30 protein-coding genes are annotated in these 24,565 nt (G+C 73.6%); 7 read left to right on the top strand and 23 right to left on the bottom strand.

Annotation, left to right across the window (positions count from 1 at the left end; all coding sequences use genetic code 11):
- Positions 1-25: 25 nt before the first annotated feature.
- The 3 genes from CRP29_RS20400 to CRP29_RS20390 all read right to left on the bottom strand — a co-directional run bounded on the left by CRP29_RS20400 (position 26) and on the right by CRP29_RS20390 (position 1,147).
- On the bottom strand, positions 26-394 hold the full coding sequence (locus CRP29_RS20400; RefSeq protein ID WP_097196902.1) for a hypothetical protein: 369 nt from the start codon (positions 392-394) through the stop codon (positions 26-28).
- Positions 395-422: 28 nt separating this feature from the next.
- Positions 423-809 (bottom strand): HNH endonuclease, encoded by a 387-nt coding sequence (locus CRP29_RS20395; protein ID WP_245853143.1) that lies wholly within the window; start codon positions 807-809, stop codon positions 423-425.
- 71 nt (positions 810-880) lie between these two features.
- Positions 881-1,147, bottom strand: coding sequence for an antibiotic biosynthesis monooxygenase family protein (locus CRP29_RS20390; RefSeq protein WP_245853141.1), 267 nt, complete (start codon positions 1,145-1,147; stop codon positions 881-883).
- 50 nt (positions 1,148-1,197) lie between these two features.
- Here CRP29_RS20390 and CRP29_RS20385 point away from each other — a divergent pair, with 50 nt between their 5' ends.
- On the top strand, positions 1,198-1,632 hold the full coding sequence (locus CRP29_RS20385) for a Fur family transcriptional regulator (RefSeq protein ID WP_097196900.1): 435 nt from the start codon (positions 1,198-1,200) through the stop codon (positions 1,630-1,632).
- On the opposite strand, the gene CRP29_RS20380 is transcribed toward CRP29_RS20385, so the two are convergent.
- Both CRP29_RS20380 and CRP29_RS20375 read right to left on the bottom strand, forming a co-directional pair.
- The gene (locus CRP29_RS20380; protein WP_097196899.1) at positions 1,610-2,374 is read right to left on the bottom strand and encodes an SDR family NAD(P)-dependent oxidoreductase; all 765 of its coding nucleotides are present in this window, start codon (positions 2,372-2,374) and stop codon (positions 1,610-1,612) included. The genes CRP29_RS20385 and CRP29_RS20380 overlap by 23 nt on opposite strands.
- 3 nt (positions 2,375-2,377) lie before the next feature.
- The gene (locus CRP29_RS20375; RefSeq protein ID WP_097196898.1) at positions 2,378-3,541 is read right to left on the bottom strand and encodes an acyl-CoA dehydrogenase family protein; all 1,164 of its coding nucleotides are present in this window, start codon (positions 3,539-3,541) and stop codon (positions 2,378-2,380) included.
- Between the two features lie 25 nt (positions 3,542-3,566).
- Between CRP29_RS20375 and CRP29_RS20370 the strand changes: the two genes are divergently transcribed.
- The gene (locus CRP29_RS20370; protein ID WP_097196897.1) at positions 3,567-4,781 is read left to right on the top strand and encodes a CaiB/BaiF CoA transferase family protein; all 1,215 of its coding nucleotides are present in this window, start codon (positions 3,567-3,569) and stop codon (positions 4,779-4,781) included.
- A 6-nt stretch (positions 4,782-4,787) separates the two neighbouring features.
- On the opposite strand, the gene CRP29_RS20365 is transcribed toward CRP29_RS20370, so the two are convergent.
- The 9 genes from CRP29_RS20365 to CRP29_RS20325 all read right to left on the bottom strand — a co-directional run bounded on the left by CRP29_RS20365 (position 4,788) and on the right by CRP29_RS20325 (position 11,931).
- The gene (locus CRP29_RS20365; protein WP_097196896.1) at positions 4,788-5,552 is read right to left on the bottom strand and encodes an isoprenyl transferase; all 765 of its coding nucleotides are present in this window, start codon (positions 5,550-5,552) and stop codon (positions 4,788-4,790) included.
- Positions 5,549-6,358, bottom strand: a complete 810-nt coding sequence (gene recO / locus CRP29_RS20360) for a DNA repair protein RecO (protein WP_097196895.1) — start codon at positions 6,356-6,358, stop codon at positions 5,549-5,551. Before recO ends, CRP29_RS20365 begins: the two co-directional genes overlap by 4 nt.
- Entirely contained in the window at positions 6,358-7,260 is a 903-nt protein-coding gene (gene era, locus CRP29_RS20355; RefSeq protein WP_097196894.1) for a GTPase Era, read from the bottom strand. Before era ends, recO begins: the two co-directional genes overlap by 1 nt.
- Before the next feature lie 45 nt (positions 7,261-7,305).
- Positions 7,306-7,638 carry a cytidine deaminase gene (locus CRP29_RS20350; RefSeq protein WP_097196893.1) on the bottom strand — a complete coding sequence of 111 codons (333 nt, stop codon included), beginning with the start codon at positions 7,636-7,638 and terminating at the stop codon, positions 7,306-7,308.
- Between the two features lie 6 nt (positions 7,639-7,644).
- The gene (locus tag CRP29_RS20345; protein ID WP_097196892.1) at positions 7,645-8,994 is read right to left on the bottom strand and encodes a hemolysin family protein; all 1,350 of its coding nucleotides are present in this window, start codon (positions 8,992-8,994) and stop codon (positions 7,645-7,647) included.
- Entirely contained in the window at positions 8,991-9,494 is a 504-nt protein-coding gene (ybeY, locus tag CRP29_RS20340; protein WP_091985166.1) for an rRNA maturation RNase YbeY, read from the bottom strand. The genes CRP29_RS20345 and ybeY overlap by 4 nt, the downstream gene beginning before the upstream one ends.
- A 5-nt stretch (positions 9,495-9,499) precedes the next feature.
- A complete protein-coding gene (locus CRP29_RS20335; protein ID WP_245853137.1) occupies positions 9,500-10,630 on the bottom strand; it encodes a PhoH family protein in 1,131 nt (376 codons plus the stop codon).
- Between the two features lie 91 nt (positions 10,631-10,721).
- Positions 10,722-11,546 (bottom strand): enoyl-CoA hydratase/isomerase family protein, encoded by an 825-nt coding sequence (locus CRP29_RS20330; protein ID WP_097196891.1) that lies wholly within the window; start codon positions 11,544-11,546, stop codon positions 10,722-10,724.
- Between the two features lie 25 nt (positions 11,547-11,571).
- A complete protein-coding gene (locus CRP29_RS20325; protein ID WP_217991690.1) occupies positions 11,572-11,931 on the bottom strand; it encodes an HIT domain-containing protein in 360 nt (119 codons plus the stop codon).
- A gap of 228 nt (positions 11,932-12,159) precedes the next feature.
- On the opposite strand from CRP29_RS20325, the gene CRP29_RS20320 reads away from it, so the two are divergent.
- Positions 12,160-14,271 (top strand): carbon starvation CstA family protein, encoded by a 2,112-nt coding sequence (locus tag CRP29_RS20320; protein WP_245853134.1) that lies wholly within the window; start codon positions 12,160-12,162, stop codon positions 14,269-14,271.
- Entirely contained in the window at positions 14,268-14,456 is a 189-nt protein-coding gene (locus CRP29_RS20315) for a YbdD/YjiX family protein (protein WP_097196889.1), read from the top strand. Before CRP29_RS20320 ends, CRP29_RS20315 begins: the two co-directional genes overlap by 4 nt.
- Here the strand turns inward: CRP29_RS20315 and CRP29_RS20310 are convergent.
- Genes CRP29_RS20310 through hrcA form a run of 3 tightly spaced genes read right to left on the bottom strand, consistent with a single transcriptional unit; the run spans position 14,453 to position 17,388 of the window.
- A complete protein-coding gene (locus CRP29_RS20310) occupies positions 14,453-15,214 on the bottom strand; it encodes a 16S rRNA (uracil(1498)-N(3))-methyltransferase (protein ID WP_097196888.1) in 762 nt (253 codons plus the stop codon). The two genes, CRP29_RS20315 and CRP29_RS20310, sit on opposite strands and share 4 nt — an antisense overlap.
- A gap of 6 nt (positions 15,215-15,220) precedes the next feature.
- On the bottom strand, positions 15,221-16,351 hold the full coding sequence (gene dnaJ, locus CRP29_RS20305) for a molecular chaperone DnaJ (protein ID WP_097196887.1): 1,131 nt from the start codon (positions 16,349-16,351) through the stop codon (positions 15,221-15,223).
- A 14-nt stretch (positions 16,352-16,365) separates the two neighbouring features.
- On the bottom strand, positions 16,366-17,388 hold the full coding sequence (hrcA, locus tag CRP29_RS20300; protein WP_217991689.1) for a heat-inducible transcriptional repressor HrcA: 1,023 nt from the start codon (positions 17,386-17,388) through the stop codon (positions 16,366-16,368).
- A 139-nt stretch (positions 17,389-17,527) separates the two neighbouring features.
- Here hrcA and CRP29_RS20295 point away from each other — a divergent pair, with 139 nt between their 5' ends.
- A complete protein-coding gene (locus CRP29_RS20295; protein WP_425427113.1) occupies positions 17,528-17,947 on the top strand; it encodes a type II toxin-antitoxin system VapB family antitoxin in 420 nt (139 codons plus the stop codon).
- 6 nt (positions 17,948-17,953) lie between these two features.
- On the opposite strand, the gene CRP29_RS20290 is transcribed toward CRP29_RS20295, so the two are convergent.
- The 5 genes from CRP29_RS20290 to hemW all read right to left on the bottom strand — a co-directional run bounded on the left by CRP29_RS20290 (position 17,954) and on the right by hemW (position 22,509).
- Complete coding sequence (locus tag CRP29_RS20290) at positions 17,954-19,309, bottom strand: DUF2254 domain-containing protein (protein WP_097196885.1); 1,356 nt, start codon at positions 19,307-19,309, stop codon at positions 17,954-17,956.
- Between the two features lie 2 nt (positions 19,310-19,311).
- Complete coding sequence (locus tag CRP29_RS20285; protein ID WP_097196884.1) at positions 19,312-20,559, bottom strand: NAD(P)/FAD-dependent oxidoreductase; 1,248 nt, start codon at positions 20,557-20,559, stop codon at positions 19,312-19,314.
- 27 nt (positions 20,560-20,586) lie between these two features.
- Complete coding sequence (locus tag CRP29_RS20280; protein ID WP_097196883.1) at positions 20,587-20,913, bottom strand: TraR/DksA family transcriptional regulator; 327 nt, start codon at positions 20,911-20,913, stop codon at positions 20,587-20,589.
- Between the two features lie 85 nt (positions 20,914-20,998).
- Positions 20,999-21,175: a hypothetical protein gene (locus CRP29_RS22935; RefSeq protein ID WP_176523069.1), complete on the bottom strand. Its 177-nt coding sequence runs from the start codon at positions 21,173-21,175 to the stop codon at positions 20,999-21,001.
- Between the two features lie 113 nt (positions 21,176-21,288).
- On the bottom strand, positions 21,289-22,509 hold the full coding sequence (gene hemW, locus CRP29_RS20270; protein WP_097196881.1) for a radical SAM family heme chaperone HemW: 1,221 nt from the start codon (positions 22,507-22,509) through the stop codon (positions 21,289-21,291).
- 48 nt (positions 22,510-22,557) lie between these two features.
- Here hemW and CRP29_RS20265 point away from each other — a divergent pair, with 48 nt between their 5' ends.
- Positions 22,558-23,328 carry an enoyl-CoA hydratase-related protein gene (locus tag CRP29_RS20265; protein WP_097196880.1) on the top strand — a complete coding sequence of 257 codons (771 nt, stop codon included), beginning with the start codon at positions 22,558-22,560 and terminating at the stop codon, positions 23,326-23,328.
- A gap of 56 nt (positions 23,329-23,384) precedes the next feature.
- On the opposite strand, the gene CRP29_RS20260 is transcribed toward CRP29_RS20265, so the two are convergent.
- A complete protein-coding gene (locus tag CRP29_RS20260) occupies positions 23,385-24,032 on the bottom strand; it encodes a maleylpyruvate isomerase family mycothiol-dependent enzyme (RefSeq protein WP_097196879.1) in 648 nt (215 codons plus the stop codon).
- 79 nt (positions 24,033-24,111) lie between these two features.
- Here CRP29_RS20260 and CRP29_RS20255 point away from each other — a divergent pair, with 79 nt between their 5' ends.
- Complete coding sequence (locus CRP29_RS20255) at positions 24,112-24,564, top strand: MarR family winged helix-turn-helix transcriptional regulator (RefSeq protein ID WP_245853132.1); 453 nt, start codon at positions 24,112-24,114, stop codon at positions 24,562-24,564.
- Position 24,565: the final 1 nt, after the last annotated feature.

Genomic DNA, 24,565 nt, shown 5'->3' with positions numbered 1-24,565 from the left:
CACCCCCGCGGACACCCCCAGCCGGTCACATGCGGCTGAACAGCACCAGCCAGGCCACTCCGAAGCCGACGATCACGAGGATCGGGAACAGCGTCAGCAGCACCCACGGCCAGCGGCGCGGGTTCGACCGCACCTGGACCGGCTCGATGGACCGGTGGCGCATCTCGGGCGAGCTGAAGGCCAGCGTCCGCTCGCGCGGGACGGCGCGCGGCGGCGCCGCCATCTCGTCGGTCGGCCCGGTGGCCATGCGCCGCGCCCGGACGACGGCCGGGTCCTGTTCCGCGCTGAGCGGACCCAGGCCCTTCCACTCGTCCGGCAGCGCGGGCGGGGGGCGACCGGGCAGCGGCGGGAGGGTGATGTCGCGGGTGCGGTCGTCGGGCGGCATCGGGTTCACCGGGCCACTGTGCCCAGGGGACCGCGCGCTACGCCTCGACGGGTGTGACCTCGACGGGGACGGCCTCGACGGGGAACCGCTGGGCGAGCGCGATCCGGATCTCGGCGTGCCGGACCAGGAAGGCGCGCTCGTCGAGCTTCTTGCGCCGCAGCCAGCCGGAGACCTCGTCGTTGCACTTGCTGGCGTTGCACGAGCCGCAGGCCGGCGCGATGTTGTCCAGCGTGTAGCGGCCGCCCCGCGAGATGGGCAGCACGCAGTCGCGCTGCAGGGGGGCGCCGGTGGCGCCGCAGTACGCGCACCCGCCCCAGGAGTCCTGCAGCGCCGTCCACTGCTCCGGGGTCAGGTCGTGCTCGACGGCGTCCATGCGGCGCTTGCGCCGTCGGGCGTACCGGGCGGTGCGGGTGCGGCTGACCACGCTCCGACCGTAGGCGCTGCGAGCCGCCCGGCGTGGGACCGCCGCGTCACTCCCGCACGCCGACCGGAAGCTCAATCGGAGACGTACGCCCCCGGCTCGTCGAGGGCGTGCACCCACACCGGCGCCCCCGCGATCTTCACCGCCGCGGCGGACAGACCCCGCCGGTACGCGCCGACGCCTTCCCAACGGGTCACCAGCGCGAACAGGTCCGGGTCGTCGGCGGCGCGGCCGAACTCCCCGCCCAGGAACCCGGGCATCGCGCCGAGCGCCTCGAGCAGCGGCGGCACCGCGGCCACCAGCTCGTCTGCGTCCTGCCCCGTCGCCCGGAGGCGGGTCACCGCGAACACTGCTGTCTCCCGTCGTCGTGCACGCCTGTCAGCATGGACGCATGGTCCGCACCACCCGCCAGCGTGAAGCCGTGCGAGCAGTCTTCTCCGACCTCGAGGGCTTCCACAGCGCCCAGGAGGTGCACGCCCGGCTGCGGGACGCCGGGGACGCCGTCGGGCTGGCCACGGTCTACCGCGCGGTGCAGTCGCTGGCCGACGACGGCGAGCTGGACTCCCTCCGCACCGACTCCGGCGAGGCCCTGTACCGCCGGTGCAGCCCTCAGCACCACCACCACCTGGTGTGCCGGAGCTGCGGCCGGGCCGTCGAGGTGGAAGGCCCGGCCGTCGAGCAGTGGGCCGACCGCGTCGCCGGTGAACACGGGTTCGCCGACGTCAGCCACACGCTGGAGATCTTCGGCACCTGCGCGGAGTGCCGGGCGGCCGCCGAACCTCCGGCGGCCGGCCCGGCGCCGGTCAGCGCGGAGCCATCCGGATAGCGCCGTCGAGGCGGATCGTCTCGCCGTTCAGGTAGCCGTTCTCCAGGATCTGGGCGGCCAGCAGCCCGAACTCCGAGGTGTGCCCGAGCCGGGCCGGGTTCGGCACCGAGGCCTCCAGGGACGCCCGGACGTCCTCGCGCAGGCGCGCCAGCAGCGGGGTGTCCATGATCCCCGGCGCGATCGTGCACACACGGATGGCCTTGCTGGCCAGGTCGCGGGCGGCGTTGAGGGTCATGCCGACGATGGCGGCCTTGGAGGCGGTGTACGGCAGCTGGCCGATCTGGCCCTCGTACGCCGCGACCGAGGCGGTCAGCACGATCGCGCCGCGCTCGCCGTCCACGGGCTCGGTGCGCGCCATGCGCGCCGCACCCAGCCGCAGGGCGTTGAACGAGCCGGTCACGTTGAGCTTCATGACCCACTCGAAGTCCTCGAGCGAGCCGGGCTCGCCGTCCTTGTCCAGGACGCGCAGCCGGCGTCCGGCGCCCGCGCAGTGCACGAGCCCGCGCAGCGGGCCGTCCTCGCCCGCCACGTCGAGGGCGGCGGCGAACTGGTCGGCGTCGGTGACGTCGGCGGGCGCGAACCGGGCGGCGTCGCCGAGGTCGGCCGCCACCTGCTCCCCCGCCGAGGTGGGCAGGTCGATGATCGTGACCCGGCCGCCGGCGGCGACGAGCCGCTGGGCGGTGGCCAGGCCGAGGCCCGAGGCGCCGCCGGTGACGGCGGTGACGAGTCCGTTGAGCTGCATGGGTCAGATTCCCTCTCGGTTGCGGTCACGTGCGACGAGCTGGGCGGCGATGACGTTGCGCTGGACCTCGTTGGTGCCCTCGCCCAGGATCATCAGCGGGGCGTCACGGAAGTAGCGCTCCACGTCGTACTCGCGGGAGAAGCCGTAGCCGCCGTGCACGCGCATGGCGTCCAGCGCCACCTGCATCGCGGTCTCGGAGGCGAAGAGCTTCGCCATCCCGGCCTCGAGGTCGGCACGCTTCCCGCTGTCGAGGACGGCGGCGGCGTCGAGGGCCATCAACCGGGCGGCACGCGTCTTCGTCGCCATGTCGGCGAGCAGGTTGCCCACCGACTGGTGCTGCCAGATCGGCTTGCCGAAGGTCTCGCGGTCCTGGGCGTACCGGAGCGCCGCCTCCAGCGCCGCCTGGGCCACGCCGACCGCGCGGGCGGCGACCTGGATCCGCCCGACCTCGAGCCCGCGCATCATGTGCCGCCAGCCCTGGCCGGGCACGCCCCCGAGGACGGCGGAGGCGGGCACGCGCATCTGGTCGAAGGAGAGCTCGCAGGCCTCGACGCCGCGGTAGCCGAGCTTGGGGATCTTGCCCGAGATCGCCAGGCCCTCGCCGGGCTCGACGAGGACCACGCTCATGCCCGCGTGCGCGGGCTGGGCGGTCCGGTCGGTCTTGCACAGCAGCCCGATGAGCTGGGAGTGCTGGGCGTTGGAGATCCAGGTCTTGGACCCGCTGATCACCAGGTCGTCGCCGTCGGCGGCGGCGTAGGTGCTCATGCCCTGCAGGTCGCTGCCGCCGGAGGGCTCGGTCAGCGCCATGGTCGCCCGCACCCGGCCCTCGGCCATCGCCGGCAGGTAGCGCTGCTGCTGGTCCGGCGTGCCGAACGTGCGGATCAGGTAGGTGATGACCGAGTGGCCGCCGATGGCGCCGGCCAGGCTCATCCAGCCGCGGGCGAGCTCCTCGGTCACGCGGGCGAAGCAGGCGGCGCTGACGTCGGCCCCGCCGTGCTCGGCGGGCACCAGCAGGCCGAAGAAGCCGAGCTTCTTCATCTCCTCGATGAACTCCTCGGGGTACGCGTCGACCGCCTCGAACTCGCGTACGCGGGGCGCCACCCGCTCGTCCACGAACTGCGCGACCAGGTCGACCATGTCCTGCTCGTCAGGCGGAAGGGCGCTCATGGCCCGGACACTATGTTGTGCGGCTATGAGCGCCGCCACACCCCCGTCCCTCCCCCTGGCGGGGATCACCGTGGTGGCCCTGGAGCAGGCGGTGGCCGCTCCGATCGCCACCCGTCACCTCGCCGACCTGGGCGCCCGCGTCATCAAGATCGAGCGCGTGGGCGAGGGCGACTTCGCCCGGCACTACGACGGCGCCGTCCACGGCCTGGCCTCGCACTTCGTGTGGCTCAACCGGGGCAAGGAGTCGGTGGCCCTCGACCTCAAGTCCGAGGACGGCCGGGCGGTGGCCCGGGCTCTCGTCTCGGGCGCCGACGTCTTCCTGCAGAACCTCGCTCCCGGCGCAGCGGCCCGGCTCGGCCTGGGCGCCGAGGCGCTGCGGGCGGCCGATCCGCGGCTGGTGGTCGTCAACATGTCCGGCTACGGCACCGCCGGTCCCCGGCGGGACCGCAAGGCCTACGACATGCTCATCCAGGCCGAGACGGGCCTGGTCTCGGTGACCGGCACGCCGGAGACGGCCACCAAGACGGGGGTCCCCGCCTCCGACATCGCCGCGGGCCTCTACGCGAGCCAGTCGGTGCTGTCCGCGCTGTTCCGGCGCGAGCGCACCGGTGAGGGCGCCACGGTCGAGGTGTCGATGTTCGACGCGACCGCCGAGTGGCTGGGCCATCAGATGTACATGCAGCTGTACGCCGGCCGGCAGGTCCCGCGCATGGGGCTGAGCCACGCCGCCATCGCGCCCTACGACGCCTTTCCGACGAAGGACGGGCAGATCCTCATCGGCGTGCAGAACGACCGGGGGTGGCAGGACCTCGTGACCAAGGTCTTCGACCGGCCCGACCTCGTCGACCACCCCCGGCTGCGCACCAACGTGCTGCGGGTGGAGCACCGCGAGGAATGCGACGCCGTGGTCGCCACCGAGTCCCAGAAGTGGTCGACGGCGGAGCTCGACGCCCGCCTCGCCGAGGCCGGCGTCCCGGCGGCGCAGGTCAACGACCTGCAGGGGCTCATCGACCACCCGCAGCTCAGCGCCCGCGACCGGTGGCGCGAGGTGGAGACCCCGGTCGGGCCGGTCCGCGCGATCCTGCCGCCGATGACCTTCACCGACGTCGAGCTGGCCATGGGTGCCGTGCCGGACCTCGGCGAGCACAGTGTCGAGCTGCTGGCCGAGTTCGGTTACAGCACCGAGGACGTCGAGCGGCTGGTCGCCGAGGGCGTCGTCGGGCGGCCGAAGACCGACTGACCGGTCCTACGCGGAGCCGAACCGCCGCTGGCGGGAGGCGTACTCCTCGCACGCCGCCCACAGGTGGCGGCGGTCGAAGTCGGGCCACAGCGTGTCGAGGAAGACGAACTCCGCGTACGCCGACTGCCACAGCAGGAAGTTGCTGGTGCGGTTCTCCCCGGAGCTGCGCACGAACAGGTCGACGTCGGGCATGTCCGGCTCGTCGAGGAACCGGGCGATGGTCTTCTCGTCGATCTTGTCCGGGTTCAGCCGGCCGGCGGCCACCTCGCGGCCGATGGCCGCCGCGGCGTCGGCGATCTCGGCGCGGCCGCCGTAGTTCACGCACATGGTCAGGGTGAGGACGTCGTTGTCCTTCGTGAGCTCCTCGGCGGTCTCCAGCTCCTTGATCACCGAGCGCCACAGCCGGGGACGGCGGCCCGCCCAGCGCACCCGCACGCCGAGCTCGTGCATCTCGTCGCGACGCCGGCGGATCACGTCGCGGTTGAAGCCCATGAGAAAGCGGACCTCGTCGGGGCTGCGCCGCCAGTTCTCGGTGGAGAAGGCGTAGGCGCTGATCCCCGTGATGCCCAGCTCGATGGCGCCCTCGACGCAGTCGAACAGCGAGGACTCCCCCGCCTCGTGTCCGGCGGTGCGCGGCAGCCCGCGCTCCTTGGCCCAGCGGCCGTTGCCGTCCATGACGATCGCGACGTGCCCGGGCACCTTGTCCTTCGGCAGCTCGGGAGGGCGCGCGCCGGAGGGGTGCGGGTTCGGCGCCTTCACCTCGCGCTTCACGCGCCGGTCCCGACGATCAGCGGCGTCGCGGCGGCCCGGACCATCGGGCGCCCGTGCTCGGTGCGGTCGACCAGCGGCAGCGAGCGCAGCCCGCGCTCGAGGTGCCACTGCAGCATCGCGGCCACCAGGCCGCTGCTCTCGCGGCGGTTGATGCCCTGGCTGGCATCCGCCCGCGCCCAGTCGCCGGTCAGCAGGGCCTCCATGAGCTCGAGGGTGACCGGGCTCGGCATCGCCGAGCCGGTGGGCCGGCACGAGGGGCACACGGTGCCGCCGGCCGGGACGGAGAAGTGCCGGTGCGGGCCGGCCTCGCCGCAGCGGGCGCACTCGCCCAGCGCGGGCTCCCATCCCGCCACCGACATCGCCCGCAGCAGGAAGGCGTCCAGCACCAGCCCCGGCTGGTGGGCCCGCTCCCCCAGCGCCCGGAGCGCGCCCACGACGAGGAGGAACATCCGCAGCGACGGCTCCTTCTCCTCGGCGGTGAGCCGGTCGGCCGTCTCCAGCACCGCGGTGCCCGCGGTGTAGGCCGGGTAGTCGGCGACGACCTCCTGGCCGTAGGACCGGATCGACTCGACCTGGCTGACGATGTCGAGGTTGCGGCCGGTGTAGAGCTGCAGGTCGACGTGGGTGAAGGGCTCCAGCCGGGCGCCGAACTTGCTCTTGGTGCGGCGCACCCCCTTGGCGACCGCGCGCACCTTGCCCGTCCGGCGGGTGAGCACCGTGACGATCCGGTCGGCCTCACCCAGCTTCTGGGTGCGCAGCACGATGCCCTCGTCGCGGTAGAGGGCCTTGGGGGTGTGCGCGCTCATCAGTACCCGAGCCGGTTCAGCTTCTTCGGGTCGTCCTGCCACTCGCCGAGCACCGTGACGTGCAGGTCGAGGTGGACCCGTGCGCCCAGCAGCGTCTCCATGCCGACGCGGGCCTCGCTGCCGATCGCCTTGATGATCGAGCCGCCCTTGCCCAGCAGCATCGGCTTCTGGCTGTTGCGCTCGACGTGCAGCAGGGCGTGGATCTCGACCAGGTCCCGGTCGGGGCTGCGGTTGATCTCCTCGATGGTGACCGCGAGCGAGTGCGGCACCTCCTGGAAGACCTTCTCCAGCGCCGCCTCGCGGACCAGCTCGGCGAGCTGGCGCTCGACGTCCTCGTCGGTGGTCTGCTCCTCCGGGTAGAGCGGCGGGCCCTCCGGCAGCATGCCGATGAGCAGCTTCTCCAGCAGCTCGACCTGGTCACCCTTGACCGCGCTGATCGGCACGATCTCGGCGGCCTCGACCAGCTGGCTGGCGGCGAGCAGCTGCTCCACCACCTGGTTCTTGCCGGTGGCGTCGGTCTTGGTCACCGCGATGACGATGGGTGCCCGGATCTCGCGCAGCTGACGGGCGATGAACTTGTCGCCGGTGCCGACGGGCTGGTCGGCCGGGACGCAGAAGACGACGACGTCGACGTCGGACAGCGTGTCGCGGACGACGTCGTTGAGCCGCTTGCCCAGCAGGCTCTTGGGCTTGTGCAGGCCGGGGGTGTCGACGAGCACGATCTGGCCCTCGGGCCGGTGCACCACCCCGCGGATGGCGTGCCGGGTGGTCTGCGGACGGTTGCTGACGATGCCGACCTTCTCGCCGACGAGGGCGTTGGTCAGCGTCGTCTTGCCGGCGTTCGGGCGGCCCACCAGGGCGACGAAGCCGCTGCGGTGCGGCGTCTGCTCAGGGCTGCTCACGCCGACAGTCTCCCACCGACCGGTGACACCAGCGGCCGCCGACGGTCAGACGGTGGTGCGCAGGGTTCCGTCGGGGCCGGCGAGGTGCACGGGTGCCGACGGCGTGAGGTCGCGGACGGCGGCCAGGCCGTCGGTCTCCACCGCGTCGCCCTCGCTGACGATCGCGGCGGCCTCGAGCCCCTCGACCCCGCTGGAGACGGCGGCGGCGACCGCGGCCTGCAACGCGCTCAGCTTCAGCGACGGCAGGCCGACGCTCGCTGCGACGTAGGTGCGGCCGTCGGTGTCACGGACCGCCGCGCCCTCGGCCGCACCGGTGCGGGCGCGGGCGGAGCGGGCCAGGGTGACGAGCTTGGCGTCCTCGGGCTGGAGTTCGGTCACGGGACGTCAGCCTTCCACGCCGACGGCCGGCTCCTGGTCACGGGCCGACGAGCGGCCGCGGCCGTCGCCGTCCTCGTCCTCGGCCGGCTGCTCGACCCGGCAGACCAGCAGCGTGTCGACCCGGTTGCGCCGTCCGCCGGTGCTCTCGGCGACCAGCCGCAGGCCGCCGATCTCGGCCGAGGCGCCCTCGATCGGCACCAGGCCCAGCTCGCGGGCGAGCAGGCCGCCCACGGTCTCGACGTCGTCGTCCTCGGGGAGCTCGACGCCGAACAGCTCGGCGAGGTCCTCGACCGGCAGCCGGGCGGTGACCCGCATCGAGCCGTCGGGCAGCTCCTCGACCGGCGGGCGCTGGAAGGCGTCGTGTTCGTCGGCGATCTCGCCGACGATCTCCTCGAGGATGTCCTCGATGGTGACCAGCCCGGCGAAGCCGCCGTACTCGTCGACCACGATCGCGATGTGGATCCGCTGGGCCTGCATGTCGCGCAGCAACTCGTCGACCGGCTTGGACTCCGGGACGAACGTCGGCGTGCGCATCAGCTCCTCGACCCGCGGCCCGCGGCCGTCGCCGGCGTTCTGCGACCGGCGGACGAGGTCCTTGAGGTAGACCACGCCCACGACGTCGTCGACGTTCTCGCCGATCACCGGGATCCGGCTGAAGCCGCTGCGCAGCGCCAGCGCGAGCGCCTGACGCACGGTCTTGCTGCGCTCGATCCAGACGACGTCGGTGCGCGGGACCATCACCTCGCGGGCGATGGTGTCGCCGAGCTCGAACACCGAGTGGATCATCTGGCGCTCGCCGGACTCGACCACACCGCGCTCCTCGGCCATGTCGACGAGCTCGCGCAGCTCCACCTCGGAGGAGAACGGCCCGTCGCGGAAGCCGCGGCCCGGCGTGATCATGTTGCCGACGAGGATGAGCAGCGTGGCCACCGGCCCGAGCACACGACCGAGCAGCTTCACGACGCCGGCGGTGGCCAGCGCCACCGAGTAGGCGTGCTGCCGGCCCAGGGTGCGCGGGCCGACGCCGATCAGCACGTAGCTGACGACGGTCATGATCGCCGCGGCGGTGAGCACGGTGCGCCAGCCGCCACCCCAGGCGTCGTAGAGCAGGACGGTCCCCAGCACCGCCGCGACCATCTCGCACGCGATGCGGAGCAGGAGCAGCAGCGAGACGTGGCGGGCGCGCTCGAGCACGACCTCCTCGAGGGCGCCGGCGCGCTTGGCGCCCTCGCGCCGGAGCTCGTCGACGCGCGCCTTGGACACCCGCTGGAGGGCGGCGTCCATGGCGCCGAACAGGCCCGCGAGCGGGACGAGGCAGCAGGCGATCACCAGGAGGACGACCGCACCCGAGCTCATCGGGGGTTCTGCCCCTTGTCGACCGCCTCGCCGGTCACCGGCTCGCGCGGCGCCGACTTCCAGCTCTCGATGAGCTCCGACTGGAGACCGAACATCTCCTTCTCGTCCTCGGGCTCCATGTGGTCGTAGCCGAGCAGGTGCAGCACGCCGTGGGTGGCCAGCAGCACCAGCTCGTCGTCCATGGTGTGCCCGGCGGCGCGGGCCTGGCGGACGGCGACCGCGGGGCACAGCACGACGTCACCGAGCAGCGCCGGGCCCGGATCGGGGTCGTCGGGGCGGGCGGTGTCGAGCTCGTCCATGGGGAACGCCAGGACGTCGGTCGGACCCTTCTCGCCCATCCAGCGCTCGTGCAGGCTGCTCATGTACTCGACGTCGACGCACAGGACCGAGAGCTCGGCCATCGGGTTGACGTCCATCTGGCCGAGGACGAACCGGCAGATCCCGGCCAGCTCCGCCTCGTCGACGGCGATCTCGGACTCGTTGGAGACCTCGACGGGCATCGCGGTCAGCTCCCCTGCCGGCGCGGCCGGGTCGGTCGGGCCGGCGCGGGCGTGGTCGCCCGGGGCTGGCGGGCGGCGTCGAAGCGCTCGTAGGCGTCGACGATGTCTCCGACCAGCCGGTGCCGGACGACGTCGGTGCTGGTGAGAGTGGCGAAGTGCACGTCGTCGACGCCGTCGAGGATCTCGCGGACGATCTTCAGACCGCTCTGCGCACCCCCGGGCAGGTCGACCTGCGTGACGTCACCGGTGACGACGATCTTGGACCCGAAGCCGAGCCGGGTGAGGAACATCTTCATCTGCTCGGCGGTGGTGTTCTGCGCCTCGTCGAGGATCACGAACGCGTCGTTGAGCGTGCGGCCGCGCATGTAGGCCAGCGGCGCGACCTCGATCGTGCCCGAGGCCATCAGCCGCGGGATCGACTCCGGGTCGACCATGTCGTGCAGCGCGTCGTACAGCGGCCGCAGGTAGGGGTCGATCTTCTCGCTCAGCGTCCCGGGCAGGTAGCCGAGCCGCTCCCCGGCCTCGACCGCCGGGCGGGTCAGGATGATCCGGTTGACCTGCTTGGTCTGGAGCGCCTGCACCGCCTTGGCCATGGCGAGGTAGGTCTTGCCGGTGCCGGCCGGACCGATGCCGAAGACGATCGTGTGCTCGTCGATCGCGTCGACGTAGTGCTTCTGGTTCAGCGTCTTGGGCCGGATCGTGCGCCCGCGGCGGCTGATGATGTCGAGGCTGAGCACCTCGGCGGGCCGCTCGGAGCCCCCGCCCCGGAGCATGGCGATGACCCGGCGCACGGAGTCGGGCCGCAGCTGCTGACCGGTGGCGAGCAGCGCGAGGAGCTCGTCGAAGACACGGACGGCGAAGGCGTTGTCGGCCGGCTGCCCGGTCACGGTGATCTCGTTGCCGCGCACGTGCACGTCGGCCTCGACCTCGGCCTCGACCAGCCGGAGCAGCTCATCGGCGGAGCCGAGCAGGGCGACCATCGAGACCGACTCCGGCACGGCGATCGTGGCGCGGACCGCGGCCGGTTGCCGGCCGGTCGGGTGCTCGGCGGTGGAGTCGACGGCGGCGGCCTGCGCCGATGCCTCACGGGACGTGGGGGCACCCTCGACGGGGACGTTCGGGGAGGTGTCGGGCAAGAACCCTCGACCCTGCCTTCCTGGCTGGGAGTGGCGGACCGTTCGATGCTACCCGCGTGCGGGACCGCGAAGCGCGCTTCGCCCGATGGGGTCAGCGCCCGGAGTAGGTCGCCTTCCCCGGCCCCTCGGTGAGGAAGGACCGGACGGCACCGCGCAGGTCCTCGGTGCCGAACAGCGCCCCGGACACCTCCGGGACCAGCGCGTCGGCGGCGCGGGCGCCCTGGCGGACGGTGGCGGCCACGAGCTGCTTGGTGGCGGCGTGGGCGAGCGTGGGGCCGGCGGCGACCTGCCTCGCGTAGGCCCGGGCGGCCTCGGCGAAACCGTCGTCGGGCAGCACCCGGTTGACCACGTTCCACCGCTCGAGGACGGCGGCCGGGTAGCGCTCGCCGGTGAAGACCAGCTCGCGGGCCCGGGCCGGGCCGGCCCGCTCGGCCAGCCGCTGCGGACCACCCATCGACGGCGTCAGCCCGACGACGATCTCGACCAGCCCGAACGACGCCTTCTCGGCGGCCAGCAGGATGTCGCAGGCCAGGGACAGCTCGAACGCGGCCGTGAGGGTCAGCCCGTGCGCGGCGAAGACCGTGGGCACGGGCAGGTCCTCGACGGTCTGCGCGACCCGGAGCAGCTGCGCCCAGAGCTCGCCGCCGCGGGCCTCCGGCTCGGGGCCCTCGGCGATGTCCCGGAAGAACGTCACGTCGACGCCTCCGGAGACGACCTTGCCGCGCGCCTCGAACAGCACCGCCCGCGCGCGGTCGGCCCGCTGCGGGTCGGTCAGCGCGACCAGTTCACCCACGGCGGCGTCCAGCGCCTGGAACACCGCGGGCGTGAACAGGTTCAGCGGCGGGTTGTCGAGGACGACGACGGCGACGTCGCCGTCCCGCTCGATCCGGACGGGCGGTGCGCTCTGCTCGGTCACCGGCCGATCCTCGCAGGGATCCCGGTCAGCCGGGCGGCCAGCCGAGGCCGCGGCCGCCCAGCACGTGCAGGTGGAGGTGGTCGACCGACTGCCCGGCCTGCGGCCCGGTGTTGGTGACGACGCGGTAGCCGGGCTCGCTGCCGCCCTCGGTGACCAGGCCCTCCTGGACGGCGACGGCGTGCGCGGCGTTCGCGACCTCGCCCAGCAGGGCCGGGTCGGCCGCCGCGAGCGCCCCGAAGTTCCGGTGGTGCTCCTTGGGGATGACCAGTACGTGCGTGGGGGCCTGCGGGTGGATGTCGCGGAAGGCCAGCACCCGGTCGGTCTGGTGGACGACGTCGGCGGGGATCTCCCCGGCGACCATGCGGCAGAACAGGCAGTCGGACACGGTTCGCACCCTAGGGCCGGCCGGCCGTCGAGGCCTCGCGGGCACCCACCCCGCTCCCTATGCTCGTTGCCGTAACCGACGGGGGCCGGCGACGGAGCCGGTGTCGGGACGGAGGACGCCATGTCCGGGACCGCGACCACGGGTAGCTCCGCGAGCGGGCACTCCCCCGCGCCTCCCGGCCGACGCCCGAGCCCGGGATCCATCGCGGTCTGGGTTCTCGTCGCGGCCGTGGGCGCGGTCTGCTGGACCGTGCTGGCCCTCGCCCGCGGCGAGACCGTGTCGGCGCTGTGGATCCTGTTCGCCGCGCTGTGCTCCTACGCCATCGCCTACCGCTTCTACGCCCGGTTCATCACCTACCGGGTGCTGCGGGTCGACGACCGGCGGGCGACGCCGGCCGAGCGCATGGACAACGGCATCGACTTCGACGTCACCGACCGGCGGGTGCTCTTCGGCCACCACTTCGCCGCCATCGCCGGCGCGGGGCCGCTCGTGGGTCCGGTGCTGGCCGCGCAGATGGGCTACCTGCCCGGCACGATCTGGATCGTCGTCGGCGTCATCTTCGCCGGCGCGGTGCAGGACCTGACCGTCCTGTTCTTCTCCATGCGCCGCAACGGCAAGAGCCTCGGCCAGATGGTGCGCGAGGAGATCGGCGTCGTCGGCGGGATCGCCGCGCTCATCGCCGTCTTCGCCATCATGATCATCATCCTGGCGGTGCTGGCGCTCATCGTGGTCAACGCGCTGGCCGAGTCCCCGTGGGGCGTCTTCTCCATCGCCCTGACCATCCCGATCGCGCTGTTCATGGGCATCTACCTGCGCCGGCTGCGCCCCGGGAGGGTGCTCGAGGCGACCGGCATCGGTGTGGTCCTGCTGCTGCTGGCGATCGTCGGCGGTGGCTGGATCGAGGACACCGGGCTGGGCGACGCACTGACCCTCTCCAAGGAGTGGCTGGTCCTCGCCCTGGTCGTCTACGGGTTCGTCGCCTCCGTGCTGCCGGTCTGGCTGCTGCTGACCCCGCGGGACTACCTGTCGACCTTCATGAAGATCGGCGTGATCGTCCTGCTGGCGATCAGCCTGCTGATCGCCCGACCGGTGCTGCAGGCCGAGGCGGTCACCGACTTCGCCCGGGAGGGCACCGGTCCGGTGTTCGCCGGGTCGTTGTTCCCGTTCGTCTTCATCACCATCGCCTGCGGGGCGCTCTCGGGCTTCCACGCGCTCATCGCGTCAGGGACGACGCCGAAGATGGTGGCCAAGGAGAGCCAGGTCCGCCTCATCGGCTACGGCGGCATGCTGATGGAGTCCTTCGTCGCCATCAGCGCGCTCATCGCCGCCTGCGTCATCGACCAGGGCCTCTACTTCGCGATGAACAGCCCGGCCGGGGCCACCGGGGGCACGGCGGAGGCCGCCGCCACGTTCGTCAACGGCCTCGGCTTCGACACCACGGCGCAGTCGCTCGGCGCGGCAGCAGCCGCGGTCCAGGAGGACACGCTCATCTCCCGCACCGGTGGCGCCCCCACGCTCGCCGTCGGCATCTCGCAGATCTTCAGCGACGCGTTCGGCGGCGGTGGACAGGCGTTCTGGTACCACTTCGCGATCATGTTCGAGGCGCTGTTCATCCTCACCGCCGTCGACGCCGGCACCCGCGTCGGGCGGTTCATGCTGCAGGACACGATCGGCAACGTCTGGACGAAGTTCGGCGACCTGTCCTGGCGACCGGGCAACGTCATGGCCAGCGCCCTCGTCGTCGGGCTGTGGGGTTCGGTGCTCTACATCGGCGTCACCGATCCGCTGGGCGGCGTCAACCAGCTCTTCCCGCTGTTCGGCATCGCCAACCAGCTGCTCGCGGCGATCGCGCTGACGCTGGTCACGGTGCTGCTGATCAAGCACGGGAAGCTGCGCTACGCGTGGGTGACCGCCGTCCCCCTCGTCTGGGACCTCGTCGTGACGATGACGGCGAGCTACCAGAAGGTGTTCTCCTCCGACCCGCGTGTGGGCTACTTCCAGCAGCGGCAGGTGTACGCCGACGCCCGGGACGCCGGGGACGTGCTGGCCCCCGCGACCGACATGTCGGAGATGGACCAGGTCGTCTTCAACTCCACGCTCAACGGCGTCCTGCAGGCGCTCTTCGCCGTTCTGGTGCTCGTCGTGGTGGTCGACGCGGTCGTCGTGATCGCGCGGGCCATCCGTGCCGGCCAGTTGCCGACCACGGAGGAGCCACCCACGCCGTCGCGGCTGGTCGAGCCGGCGGGGTTCTTCCCGACCCCGGAGGAGAAGGAGGCGCTGGCCGAGCACCGGCGGCTCGTGGGCGCCGGCGTCGGGCGGCCCGAGGCGGAGGAGAAGTGACCGCGGTCATCGCGCGGGCCTGGCGCGGCGTGCGCTGGTACCTGCGCGAGTTCACCGGCGAGGCCCGCTGGGACCGCTACCTCGAGCACTGCGCCGCGCACGGCCACGACCCGATGACCCGGCGGGAGTTCGAGCGGCTGCGCTCCGACGCCCTGGAGGCCAACCCGGTCTCGCGCTGTTGCTAGCTCCAGCGGGTGCGGGCGCTCAGCGCGGCCAGCGCCGCTGCGCCGGCGGTGGAGGTGCGCAGCACCTCGGGGCCCAGTCGCGCCAGTTCGGCGCCCGCGGCGCGGAACGCCACGGCCTCGCCGTCGGTGATCCCGCCCTCCGGTCCGACGACGACCACGACGGACCCGCTCTTCGGCACGCTCAGCCCGGCCATGGGACGACGGGCCTGCTCGTGGAGCACCACCGTCAGGTCGGCGTCCCCGATCAGGCCGCACACCTCACGGGTGGACATCGGCTCGGTCACCTCGGGCACCCGCGGACGGCGGGACTGCTTGCTCGCTGCCCGGGCGGCGGCGCGCCACTTGGCCACGGCCTTGGCCACCCGGTCGTCGCGCCAGCGGGTCACGCAGCGCGCCGCCGTCCACGGCACGATGCGGTCGACGCCGAGCTCGGTGGCGAGGTCCACGGCGAGCGGGCCGCGATCACCCTTGGGCAGCGCCTGGACCAGCACGAACTCCGGCTGCGGGGCCGGCACCTCGAAGCGGGCGCTCACCGCGACGCGCAGCCCCTGCGGCCCGGCGGAGACGACCGCGCCCTCGGCGACCGCACCCTGCCCGTTCCCGACCCGCACCCGCTCCCCCGGCTCGAGGCGCAGCACGTCGACGGCGTGCCGGCCCTCGGGCCCGTCGACCAGCAGCTCAGCGGTCTCCGGCAGGGCGTCGAGCAGGAACAGCGGTGCCCCGTCGAGCTGGGGCGCGCCGGCGTCGGCGGCGGTCACCGCGGGTCAGCGCCCGTGGAAGGCGTCGCGCACGCGGGAGAACAGCCCGCCCTGCGCCTCGCGGTTGGACTCCGGCTGGTCCTCGCCCCGCAGCGCGGCGAGCTCGCGCATCAGCCGCTCCTGCTCGCCGTCGAGCTTGGTGGGCGTGACGACGTCGACGTGCACGACCAGGTTGCCCCGGCCGGTGGCCCGCAGCCGCGGTGCGCCGTGGGCCCGGAGGGTGAGGATGCTGCCCGACTGCGTGCCGGGCGCGATGTCCAGGTCCTCCTCGCCGTCGAGGGTCTTCAGGTTGAGCGTGGTGCCCAGTGCCGCCGACGTCATGGGGAGGGTGACCCGGCAGTGCAGGTCCTCGCCGTCCCGGGTGAAGACGTCGTGCGGCCGCTCGTGCACCTCGACGTAGAGGTCGCCGGCGGGGCCGCCGCCGGGGCCGACCTCGCCCTGGCCGGTCAGCCGGATGCGCATGCCGTCCTCGACGCCGGCGGGCACCTTCACCGAGATGGTGCGGCGGGCGCGCACGCGGCCGTCGCCGGCGCACTTCCCGCAGGGCTCGGGGATGACCTGGCCGGTGCCCGAGCAGGTCGGGCAGATGCGGCTGGTCATGACCTGGCCGAGGAAGCTGCGCTGGACGCTCTGCACCTCGCCGCGACCGGAGCAGGTGGTGCAGGTGGCGACGTGCGTGCCGGGGGCGGTGCCGGCGCCGGCGCACACGTCGCAGAGGACGGCGGTGTCGACGGTGAGCTCCTTGACGGTGCCGAACACCGCCTCGTCCAGCTCGAGCTCGACCGGGATCAGCGCGTCCCGGCCGGCGCGGGTGCGACCGCGCGGACCACGGGTCTGCTGGCCGCCGAAGAACGCGTCCATGATGTCGCCGAGGCCGCCGCCGAAGCCGCCGCCGCCGAACCCGTTGCCGCCGCCGCCGTTCTCGAACGGATCCCCGCCGAGGTCGACGATCCGGCGCTTCTCCGGATCGGTGAGCGCCTCGTAGGCGCGGGTGATCTCCTGGAAGCGCTCCTTCGCCTCGGGGTCGGGGTTGACGTCGGGGTGCAGATCCCGCGCCAGCCGCCGGTAGGCCCGCTTGATGTCGGAGTCACTGGCCTCGCGGGCCAGGCCCAGGACGCCGAAGTAGTCGGTTGCCATCGAGAAGTTCGTCCTCAGCTCTCGGCCAGGATCTGGCCGACGTAGCGGGCCACGGCGCGAACCGCGGCCATGTTCGTGGGGTAGTCCATGCGGGTCGGACCGACGATGCCCAGGCCGCCCAGCGCGCGGTCCCGGGAGCCGTAGCCGACGGTGACCAGCGAGGCGCCGGTGAGCGCCTCGTGGTCGTTCTCCTCGCCGATGCGCACGAGCACGGTGCCGGCGTCGACCTCGCTGATCAGGCGGAGGACGACGACCTGCTCCTCCAGCGCCTCCAGAAGGGGGCTGACGGTGCCCTGGAAGTCCAGGGCGCTGCCGCGGGCGAGGTTCGCCGTCCCACCGATGACCAGACGGTCCTCGCTGGGCTCGACGAGGGTCTCCAGCAGGGTCGAGCTGACGGTGGCGACCAGACCGCGCAGGTGCTGGGGCGCGGTCTCGAGCAGGTCGGGCACCTTGTCGCCGGCATCGGTGAGCTTCACCCCGCTGAACGCGGAGTTCAGCAGGGTGCGCAGCTCGGCGACGGCCCCGGCGTCGATGTCGGCCGGGCAGTCGACGACCCGCTGCTCGACGCGGCCGGTGTCGGTGATGAGCACCAGCATGAGCCGGGCCGCGGCCACCTGCACCACCTCCAGGTGGCGCACGGCGCTGCGGGAGAGCGTCGGGTACTGCACGACGGCGACCTGCCGGGTCAGCTGGGCCAGCAGCCGGACGGTGCGGCCCAGGACGTCGTGCAGGTCGACGGCGCCGTCGAGGAACCGCTCGATCGCCCGTCGCTCGGCGACCGACAGCGGCTTGACCGCCGACAGCCGGTCGACGAAGAGCCGGTACCCCTTGTCGGTGGGCACCCGGCCCGCGCTGGTGTGCGGCTGGGTGATGTAGCCCTGCTCCTCCAGCACCGCCATGTCGTTGCGGATGGTCGCCGGGGAAACCCCCAGGTCGTGCCGGTCGGCCAGCGCCCTGCTGCCCACCGGGTCGTTGGTCGAGACGAAGTCCTGGACGATTGCCCGGAGGACCTCCAGGCGGCGTTCGTCGTGCGCCACGAGACACCTCCCCGTACCGGTCGACCCGCCGTGCGGTGCGTGGATCGCGCCGGCCGGGGCCACGGGCCCGGGACCGATCCTGCTGGCACTCGCACGGTCGGAGTGCCAGCCCAGCATACGACCGCCGCGGGCCGTTAGGGTGGAGCGGTCGGCGCTGCGGCGGACAGAGAGTGGAGACGGTCCCCTGATCTTCAAGGCGGTTCGAGACGGGCGCCCCTATCCCGATCACGGCCTGTCATCCCGCGACTGGGCGATGATCCCGCCGCGGCAGGTGCGCATGGACACCTTGACGACGACGAAGCGCCAGCTCGCCCTCGACACCCTCCTCGCCGACGACTCGACCTTCTACGGCGACCTGTTCTGCCATGCCGTCCAGTGGCACGGCGAGCTCTACCTCGAGGACGGGCTGCACCGCGCGCTGCGAGCGGCCCTGCAGCAGCGCAACGTCATCCACGTCCGCGTGCTCGACCTCGACGCGCTCACCCCCGTCCAGGCGGCCGGCCCGTCGACCGAGGCCATCCCGGCCCAGCCCCCGGTCCCCGGGACGCGCCGCAGCTGACGACGCTCAGGCCGGCGTGCCCGCGTCCGTCCTGGCCGTGTGGTCCGCGGGATCCACCGGGTCCTCGGCCACGGCCCGCAGGTGGGCGACGTCCTCCACGTGCAGCTCGGGATCCTCCTCGACCATGGCGAGCAGCAGCCGCAACTGGCGTCGCAGCTCGGGCAGCGCGTCGGTCCGGCCGGCCTCCTCCACGTGCAGCACGAGCATGCGCAGCACGCGCGCGAGCGCGGCGACGACCTGGTGCTGCGGGGCCGCGTCCTGCCGGAGCTGCTCGAAGCCGTGGGTGACGTACTCCGCCGCGCTCAGCTCCCACGGGCGGACCAGCCGCCGTCCGTCCAGGCCGGCGACCACCGGCCGCGGGAGCTCTGCGGGGAGCAGCCGGCGCAGCAGGCTCCCGATCCGCAGGATCACCTCGACCGCCGTCGTCGGGTCGTTGATCGCCGGGCTGAGCGCGCGCAGGCCGATGTCGACCAGTTGCCGGAGCGCGAAGTCGACGTCGTCCTGCATCGTGCGGACGTCGCCCACCAGGACGCTCGCCTGCACCCGGGCGCGCACCCGCTCCGGCCGCTCCGGAGCCGGCCAGACGTGCGCCAGCGGTTCGCCCTCGTGGATGTACGCGCCCACCCGGGTCTCCAGCCGCAGGGTGGCGCCCGCCGGCAAGGCGGCAAGCAGGCGGTCGGCCGGCGCCTGGGTGACCCAGCCGTCCGCGGTCGCCCGCACCGTCAGCCCGGGTTCTGGCCGGGGCACCGCCCCCTCCGCGGGGCGCTCGGCGGAGGTCCGGCGGACGACGTCCGCGAGCACCGTCTCGGCCTCCCCCGTGATCCGGCGGACGACCTCGCCCACCTGCATGCCGTGGGCCAGGTGGTCGAGGTAGGCCACGATCAGCAGCACGGTGACGACGGTGAGGACGACGGCCACGGTGACCGGGACCGGCGCCGCCGTCTCCTCCTCGGGCCCGCTGACCACGCGCAGGGTCAGGACGCTGTAGACGAACGTCGCGACCAGCGACCCGATGACCACCTGGGCCAGCCGGTCGCGGATGAACGACCGCATGACCCGCGGCGAGAACTGGCTGCTCGCCAGTTGCAGGCTCACCACGGTCAGGGAGAACACCACGCCGGCGGTCGTGATCATCGCGCCCGCCACCGTGCTGAGCAGCCAGGTCGCGGTGTTGTTGCTCATGTCCAGCGTGAACGGCGGATCGCCCCTGTCGGCGAGGGCGCGGTCGAGCGAGCGGGTGGCCTCGGCCAGCAGCACGCCGCCGACCACGATCAGCGCGGGCAGGAGGAACAGGCTCTCCCGGAAGCGGTAGCCGACCGAGGCGAGCCGGAGCACCGGCAGCGGTCGCGGGGTCCGGCCCACCGTCAGCGCAGCGGGTCGAACGGGCGGAGCACCTCGGGGGTCTCCCCCTTGAGCACGGCCTCGGCCACGAGCATCCCGGTGACCGGTCCGAGCGCGATCCCCCACATGCCGTGCCCACCGGCGACGAAGACCCGGTCCGACGCGGTGCGCCCCAGCAGCGGCAGCCCGTCGCCGGTGACCGGGCGGGAGCCGACCCACTCGTCCTGCCGGTCGTCGAGGTCGACGCCGTTCAGGAACGGCCGGACCGCGTCGACGACGGCGTCGATCCGGCGGGGGTCCAGCGGTGCGTCGGGACGGCGGAACTCCATCATCCCGGCGATCCGCAGCCGGTTCCCCAGCGGCGTGAGAGCCACCCGCTGCTGCGGGAGGTACAGCGGCCCCGCGGGCATCCGCGCCACGGGCACGCTGAAGCTGTAGCCCCGACCGGCCTGGACCGGCTGCCGGACGCCGAACCGGCGGGCCAGGCGCTCCAGCCAGGCGCCGGTGGCGACGACCACCGCGTCGTGCCGGCGCTCGCTGTCGTCCAGGTCGAGGACGACGCCCTGCGGAGCGTCGCGCACGGCCCGCACGTCGGTGCCCTCCAGCACCTGCCCGCCGCGGTCGCGCACGGCCCGTGCCAGCGCGCGGACGAACGCCGGCGGGTCCAGGTAGCGCTGGCCGTAGAGCTGGATGCCGGCGCCCACCCGGTCGGTGAGCACCGGCTCCAGCGCCCGGGCCTGCTCGCCGGTGAGCTGCCCGAACAGGACGCCGGACTGACCGCTGTCCTTGATCGCCTGCAGCTCGGCCAGCAGCCCCTCGCGCTCCCGCTCGGTGCGGTACAGCGCGAGGAAGGGCGACGCGCGGTGCGTCGCCGCCTGCACCCCACCGGCGGCGAGCGCGTCGAAGGCCTCCAGCGCCCGCTCGTTGAGCGGGACGTAGGCGGCCATGCCCGACCGCCAGCGGCCGGGCGTGCTGTTCCGGGTGAAGCGGGCGAGGAACTGCAGCAGCCGGGCGTCGGCGCGCAGCGGCACGTAGACCGGTGACCGCGGGCTGAGCACGGCCCGCAGGCCGTAGCGCAGCACCGCGGGCTCCGGCAGCGGCGCCGTCAGGCTCGGGGTCAGCCAGCCGGCGTTGCCCCAGGACGCGCCGGCCGCGACGTGCTCCCGCTCGTAGACGGTGACCTGCGCGCCGCTCTCCTGCAGGAACCAGGCGGTCGCGAGACCGACCATCCCGGCCCCCACGACCGCGACGGACTGCGGGTGGACCGACATCGACGGACTCCCTCCCTCACCGGCCGGTCATCGCCGGTCGGTGCAGGCGACGCAGGCGCCGGCGTAGGGCCGCAGCTCCAGCCGCTCCTCGGGGATCGTCGCGCCGCAGTGGACGCAGGAGCCGTAGGTTCCCGCCGCGATCCGCTCGAGGGCCTCGTCGATCGCGGTGATGGTGTCCGACAGCGACGCGCTGCGCCGGAGCGCGACCGGGTCCGGGACGGACTGGGCGCACTCGAGCAGCGCGGCCTCGCGCTGCCGGACGCAGTCGGCGCGCTGGTCGGCGAGCAGCGTGCGGAAGGCGTCCCAGCGGGAGTCGCCGGCGGGCAGGTTCTTGGTGTCGAGCGTGGTGGTCATGAGAAGTCCTCGGGGTACGCAGAAAGACGCGGTCACCCGGTGGGTGCGCGTCAGGACAGGGGTGCGGCGGCGACTCGGGGGCGAGTCAGGCGATCTGCGGCGGGGCCCTGTCCTGGCTGCGGCGGAGCACGTCGAGCCCTCGCAGCCCTCGGGCCCGGCGGTTCATCGCCAGGGCCAGCAGCATGCCGCCCGTCAGAGCGGGGGCAGCGCCGGTGACCCGGACGCCCGGCGGGGAGCTCGGGGTCGCAGGGAACGTGCACATGTCCACCGCCGACCACCTCCTCACCCGCCCGGCACCGTTGCCAGCTGTGTTGCCTGGAAAGGGGCCACCCTAGTCCAGGAACGCGAACAGGTGGCCGGATTACGGGCCGGTCCTCAGTCGGTGAGGTCGCGGACCAGCGCGTCGGCCAGCAGCCGGCCGGGATCGGTGAGGACGGCACGACCGGCGACGTGCGCCGCCTCGTCCAGCAGCCCGCGGGTGACGGCGTCCGCGGCCCGGCGCCGGCCGAGCTCCGACAGCAGCTCCAGCGGCAGGCCCTCGCGCAGGCGCAGGCCGAGCATGACCGTCTCCAGCGCGCGGTCGTCGTCGTCGAGCAGTTCGGCGTCGGCGTGCGGGCTCTCCCCGCGGGCCAGCCGGTCGGCGTAGGCGGCCGGGTGCTTCACGTTCCACCAGCGCAGGCCGCCGACGTGGCTGTGCGCGCCGGGTCCGACGCCCCACCAGTTGGCGTTCGCCCAGTACAGCTCGTTGTGCCGGCAGCGGGCCGCATCCGAGGTGACCCAGTTGGACACCTCGTACCAGTCGAAGCCGGCGCGGCGCAGGGTCGAGTCCGCCTGCTCGTAGCGGTCGGCGAGGACGTCGTCGTCGGGCATGGGCAGCTCTCCGCGGCTGATCCGCCGGGCCAGCCGGGTGCCCTCCTCGACGATGAGGGCGTAGGCGCTCACGTGGTCGACCGGGGAGGCCAGGACGGCGTCGAGCGAGGCGGCCCAGTCGGCGTCGCTCTCCCCCGGGGTGCCGTAGATCAGGTCCAGGTTGACGTGCTCGAACCCCGCGGCCCGCGCGTCGTGAGCGGCCTGCACGGCCCGGCCGGGGGTGTGCCGGCGGTCCAGCACCGCCAGGACGTGCTCCGCCGCGGACTGCATGCCGAGGCTCACCCGGGTGAAGCCGCCCTCGCGGAGCGCGGACAGGTAGCCGAGATCGACGGTCTCGGGGTTGGCCTCGGTCGTGACCTCCACGTCGGCCGCCACCGGGAAGAGCCGGCGCACCTCGGCGAGCACGGCCGTCAGGTCGGCGGCCGGCAGCAGGGTCGGGGTGCCGCCGCCGACGAACACCGTCGAGACCGTCGGCAGGTCCGGGCCGAGCAGGGCAGCCGCGCGGCGCAGCTCGTCGATCGCCGTCCCGGCGTACTCGGCGCGGTTGGCGCCGGGCCCCAGCTCGTCGGAGGTGTAGGTGTTGAAGTCGCAGTAGCCGCAGCGGGTCGCGCAGAAGGGCACGTGCACGTACAGGCCGAACGGCGTGCTGGTGAGCCCCTCGCGGGCGGACTCCGGCAGCTCGAGCGGCGGGACGGCGCGCTCGACCAGGGGCAGGACGGTGTTCATCTGCTCCCAGTGTGCCGCGCCAACGCCCGCTCGCGGCAGGATGCCGCTGTGACCCACGACCGAGTGATCCAGGTGACCGTGTCCGCCGGCGTCGCGACGCTCACCCTCGACTCCCCCGAGAACCGCAACGCGCTGTCCCGGGCGCTGCGTGGCCAGCTCCGCGCCGCCCTCACCGACGCACTGGCCGACGACGCCGTGCGGGTGATCGTGCTCGACCACACCGGCCGGGTCTTCTGCTCCGGCATGGACCTCGCCGAGGCGGCCGGAGGCTCGTCGCAGGAGCAGGGCGTCAACGAGTTCCCCGAGCTCCTGCGGCTGATCTGGTCCTCCCCCAAGCCGGTCGTCGCCGTCGTCCGCGGGCCGGCCCGCGCCGGCGGGGTGGGCCTGGCCGCGGCCTGCGACGTCGTCGTCGCGGCGTCCTCGGCCAGCTTCGCCTTCTCCGAGGTGCGGCTCGGCCTCGTGCCGGCGGTCATCTCGGCGGTCGTGCTCCCGCGGATGACCCCGCACGTGGCGCACCGGCTGATGCTCACCGGCGAGGTGTTCGACGCCGCGACGGCCGCCGGGGGCGGGCTGGTCGACCTCGTCGCCGAGCCCGCCGAGCTCGACGCCGTGGTCGCCGGTCAGCTGACCGCCCTGGCCGCCGGAGCCCCGGTCGCGCTGGCGGAGACCAAGCGGCTGCTGCGGTCGCGCCAGCCGGACCTGGAGTTCGGGGAGCTGCTGACGCTGTCCGCCCGCTTCTTCGCCGGCGAGGAGGGCCAGGAGGGGATCGCGTCGTTCCGCGAGAAGCGCCCGGCCCGCTGGGTGCCCAGGACGGACTGAGCACGGTCGGCCTCTGCCCACGCCGGGTGGGCAGAGCCCGACTGTCCCGGGAGGCACTACCGGAGCTCCGGCACGCCCGCCCCGGACAATTCGTCGCGGACCGGCGTGGTGCGGCCGGTCAGCACCATGAGCAGCGCCTGGATCGGCCCCTCGACCGGTGCGCCCTCCCCTGCCGCCCAGTCGGTGTCGGTCGCGGCCAGGCGCACGCCCCGCACCCGCGGGAACGTCGTGGACATCGGCCACGGCATGGTCCACACGCGGATGGCCGCGGTCCTCGCCGCGTCCACCGGCATGTGCCGCTCCCGCCCGAGCGGGACGGCGATGTCCTGACCGTGCACCAGCACGTCGAGCAACGGCTCGAGCGGCGTGACCCCCGGCGCCGTGCGGCGGGAGCCGGCCATGCCCCGAATCTGCTCGGAGAGCAGCGCCGGTGGTCGCTCGGCGTGCCGGACGGCGCTGTCGTGGATCATCCGCGGCAGGCTGCCCCGCGCCCGGAGCAGGTCGAGCGCGGCCCGGCCGGCTCCGGTCTGCGCCAGCGCGAGGTGCGCCGCGACGTCGCGGACCCGCCATCCCGCGCAGAGCGACGGTTGCTCCCACTCGGCGGGGGTGAGGTCGTCCAGCAGGTCGGCCAGGTCGAGCCGCTCGCGGTCGACGGCCGCCCAGACGGCGTCGGTGTCCAGGGTCCGGATCGGGTGAGGTCCCATGAGGTGCCCCTCGGGAACTAGTACGATGATCGAACGAGATTAGTTCGATCTGCTGACCATCGTCAAGGGAGATCCGCGCGTGGCCGACCCCGTTCCGGCTCCGGACGAGCTGGACCTCGGGTTGCTCCTGTTCATCCCCTACCGGGCGATGGAGAACCGCGTCTTCGCCGCACTCGCGCAGGCCGGCTTCGACGACTTCAGCCCCGCCCAGGCACGGGTTCTGCAGCGGATCGGTCCCGACGGCACCCGGCTGACCGAGCTCGCCGAGTCGGCGCAGGTGACCAAGCAGACCGCCAGCCACCTCGTCGACCAGCTCGAGCGGACCGGCTACGTGCGCCGGACCCCCGACCCGACCGACGCTCGCGCCCGGCTGGTCCGGATCGCCGAGCGGGGCGCCGCCGCCCAGCCCGTCGCCGCGGCCGTGGTCGCCGAGGTGGAGGCGGAGTGGCGCGCCCACCTGGGCGAGCGCAGGTGGGGCCAGCTGCGGGCGGCGCTCGCCGAGCTGCGCGAGATCACCGACCCCTACCGCTGAG

The organism is Blastococcus aggregatus, from assembly GCF_900221005.1.
GTDB classification, from domain to species: Bacteria; Actinomycetota; Actinomycetes; order Mycobacteriales; family Geodermatophilaceae; genus Blastococcus; species Blastococcus aggregatus.
The sequence above is the reverse complement of the archived record's forward strand: the minus strand, read 5'-3'. Positions and strand labels throughout refer to the sequence as shown.

Bases quoted from the DNA above. Each gene is read 5' to 3' on its own strand.
- CRP29_RS20280 (WP_097196883.1), bottom strand. From the start codon at position 20,913: ATGACCACCACGCTCGACACCAAGAACCTGCCCGCCGGCGACTCCCGC.
- dnaJ (WP_097196887.1), bottom strand. From the start codon at position 16,351: ATGGCAACCGACTACTTCGGCGTCCTGGGCCTGGCCCGCGAGGCCAGT.
- CRP29_RS20375 (WP_097196898.1), bottom strand. From the start codon at position 3,541: ATGAGCGCCCTTCCGCCTGACGAGCAGGACATGGTCGACCTGGTCGCG.
- CRP29_RS22935 (WP_176523069.1), bottom strand. From the start codon at position 21,175: ATGTGCACGTTCCCTGCGACCCCGAGCTCCCCGCCGGGCGTCCGGGTC.
- CRP29_RS20260 (WP_097196879.1), bottom strand. From the start codon at position 24,032: ATGGGACCTCACCCGATCCGGACCCTGGACACCGACGCCGTCTGGGCG.
- ybeY (WP_091985166.1), bottom strand. From the start codon at position 9,494: ATGCCCGTCGAGGTCTCCAACGAGTCCGAGATCGCCGTCGACGAGGCG.
- CRP29_RS20345 (WP_097196892.1), bottom strand. From the start codon at position 8,994: ATGAGCTCGGGTGCGGTCGTCCTCCTGGTGATCGCCTGCTGCCTCGTC.
- CRP29_RS20380 (WP_097196899.1), bottom strand. From the start codon at position 2,374: ATGCAGCTCAACGGACTCGTCACCGCCGTCACCGGCGGCGCCTCGGGC.
- CRP29_RS20285 (WP_097196884.1), bottom strand. From the start codon at position 20,559: ATGTCGGTCCACCCGCAGTCCGTCGCGGTCGTGGGGGCCGGGATGGTC.
- recO (WP_097196895.1), bottom strand. From the start codon at position 6,358: ATGAGCGCGCACACCCCCAAGGCCCTCTACCGCGACGAGGGCATCGTG.
- CRP29_RS20385 (WP_097196900.1), top strand. From the start codon at position 1,198: ATGGTCCGCACCACCCGCCAGCGTGAAGCCGTGCGAGCAGTCTTCTCC.
- CRP29_RS20370 (WP_097196897.1), top strand. From the start codon at position 3,567: ATGAGCGCCGCCACACCCCCGTCCCTCCCCCTGGCGGGGATCACCGTG.
- hemW (WP_097196881.1), bottom strand. From the start codon at position 22,509: ATGAACACCGTCCTGCCCCTGGTCGAGCGCGCCGTCCCGCCGCTCGAG.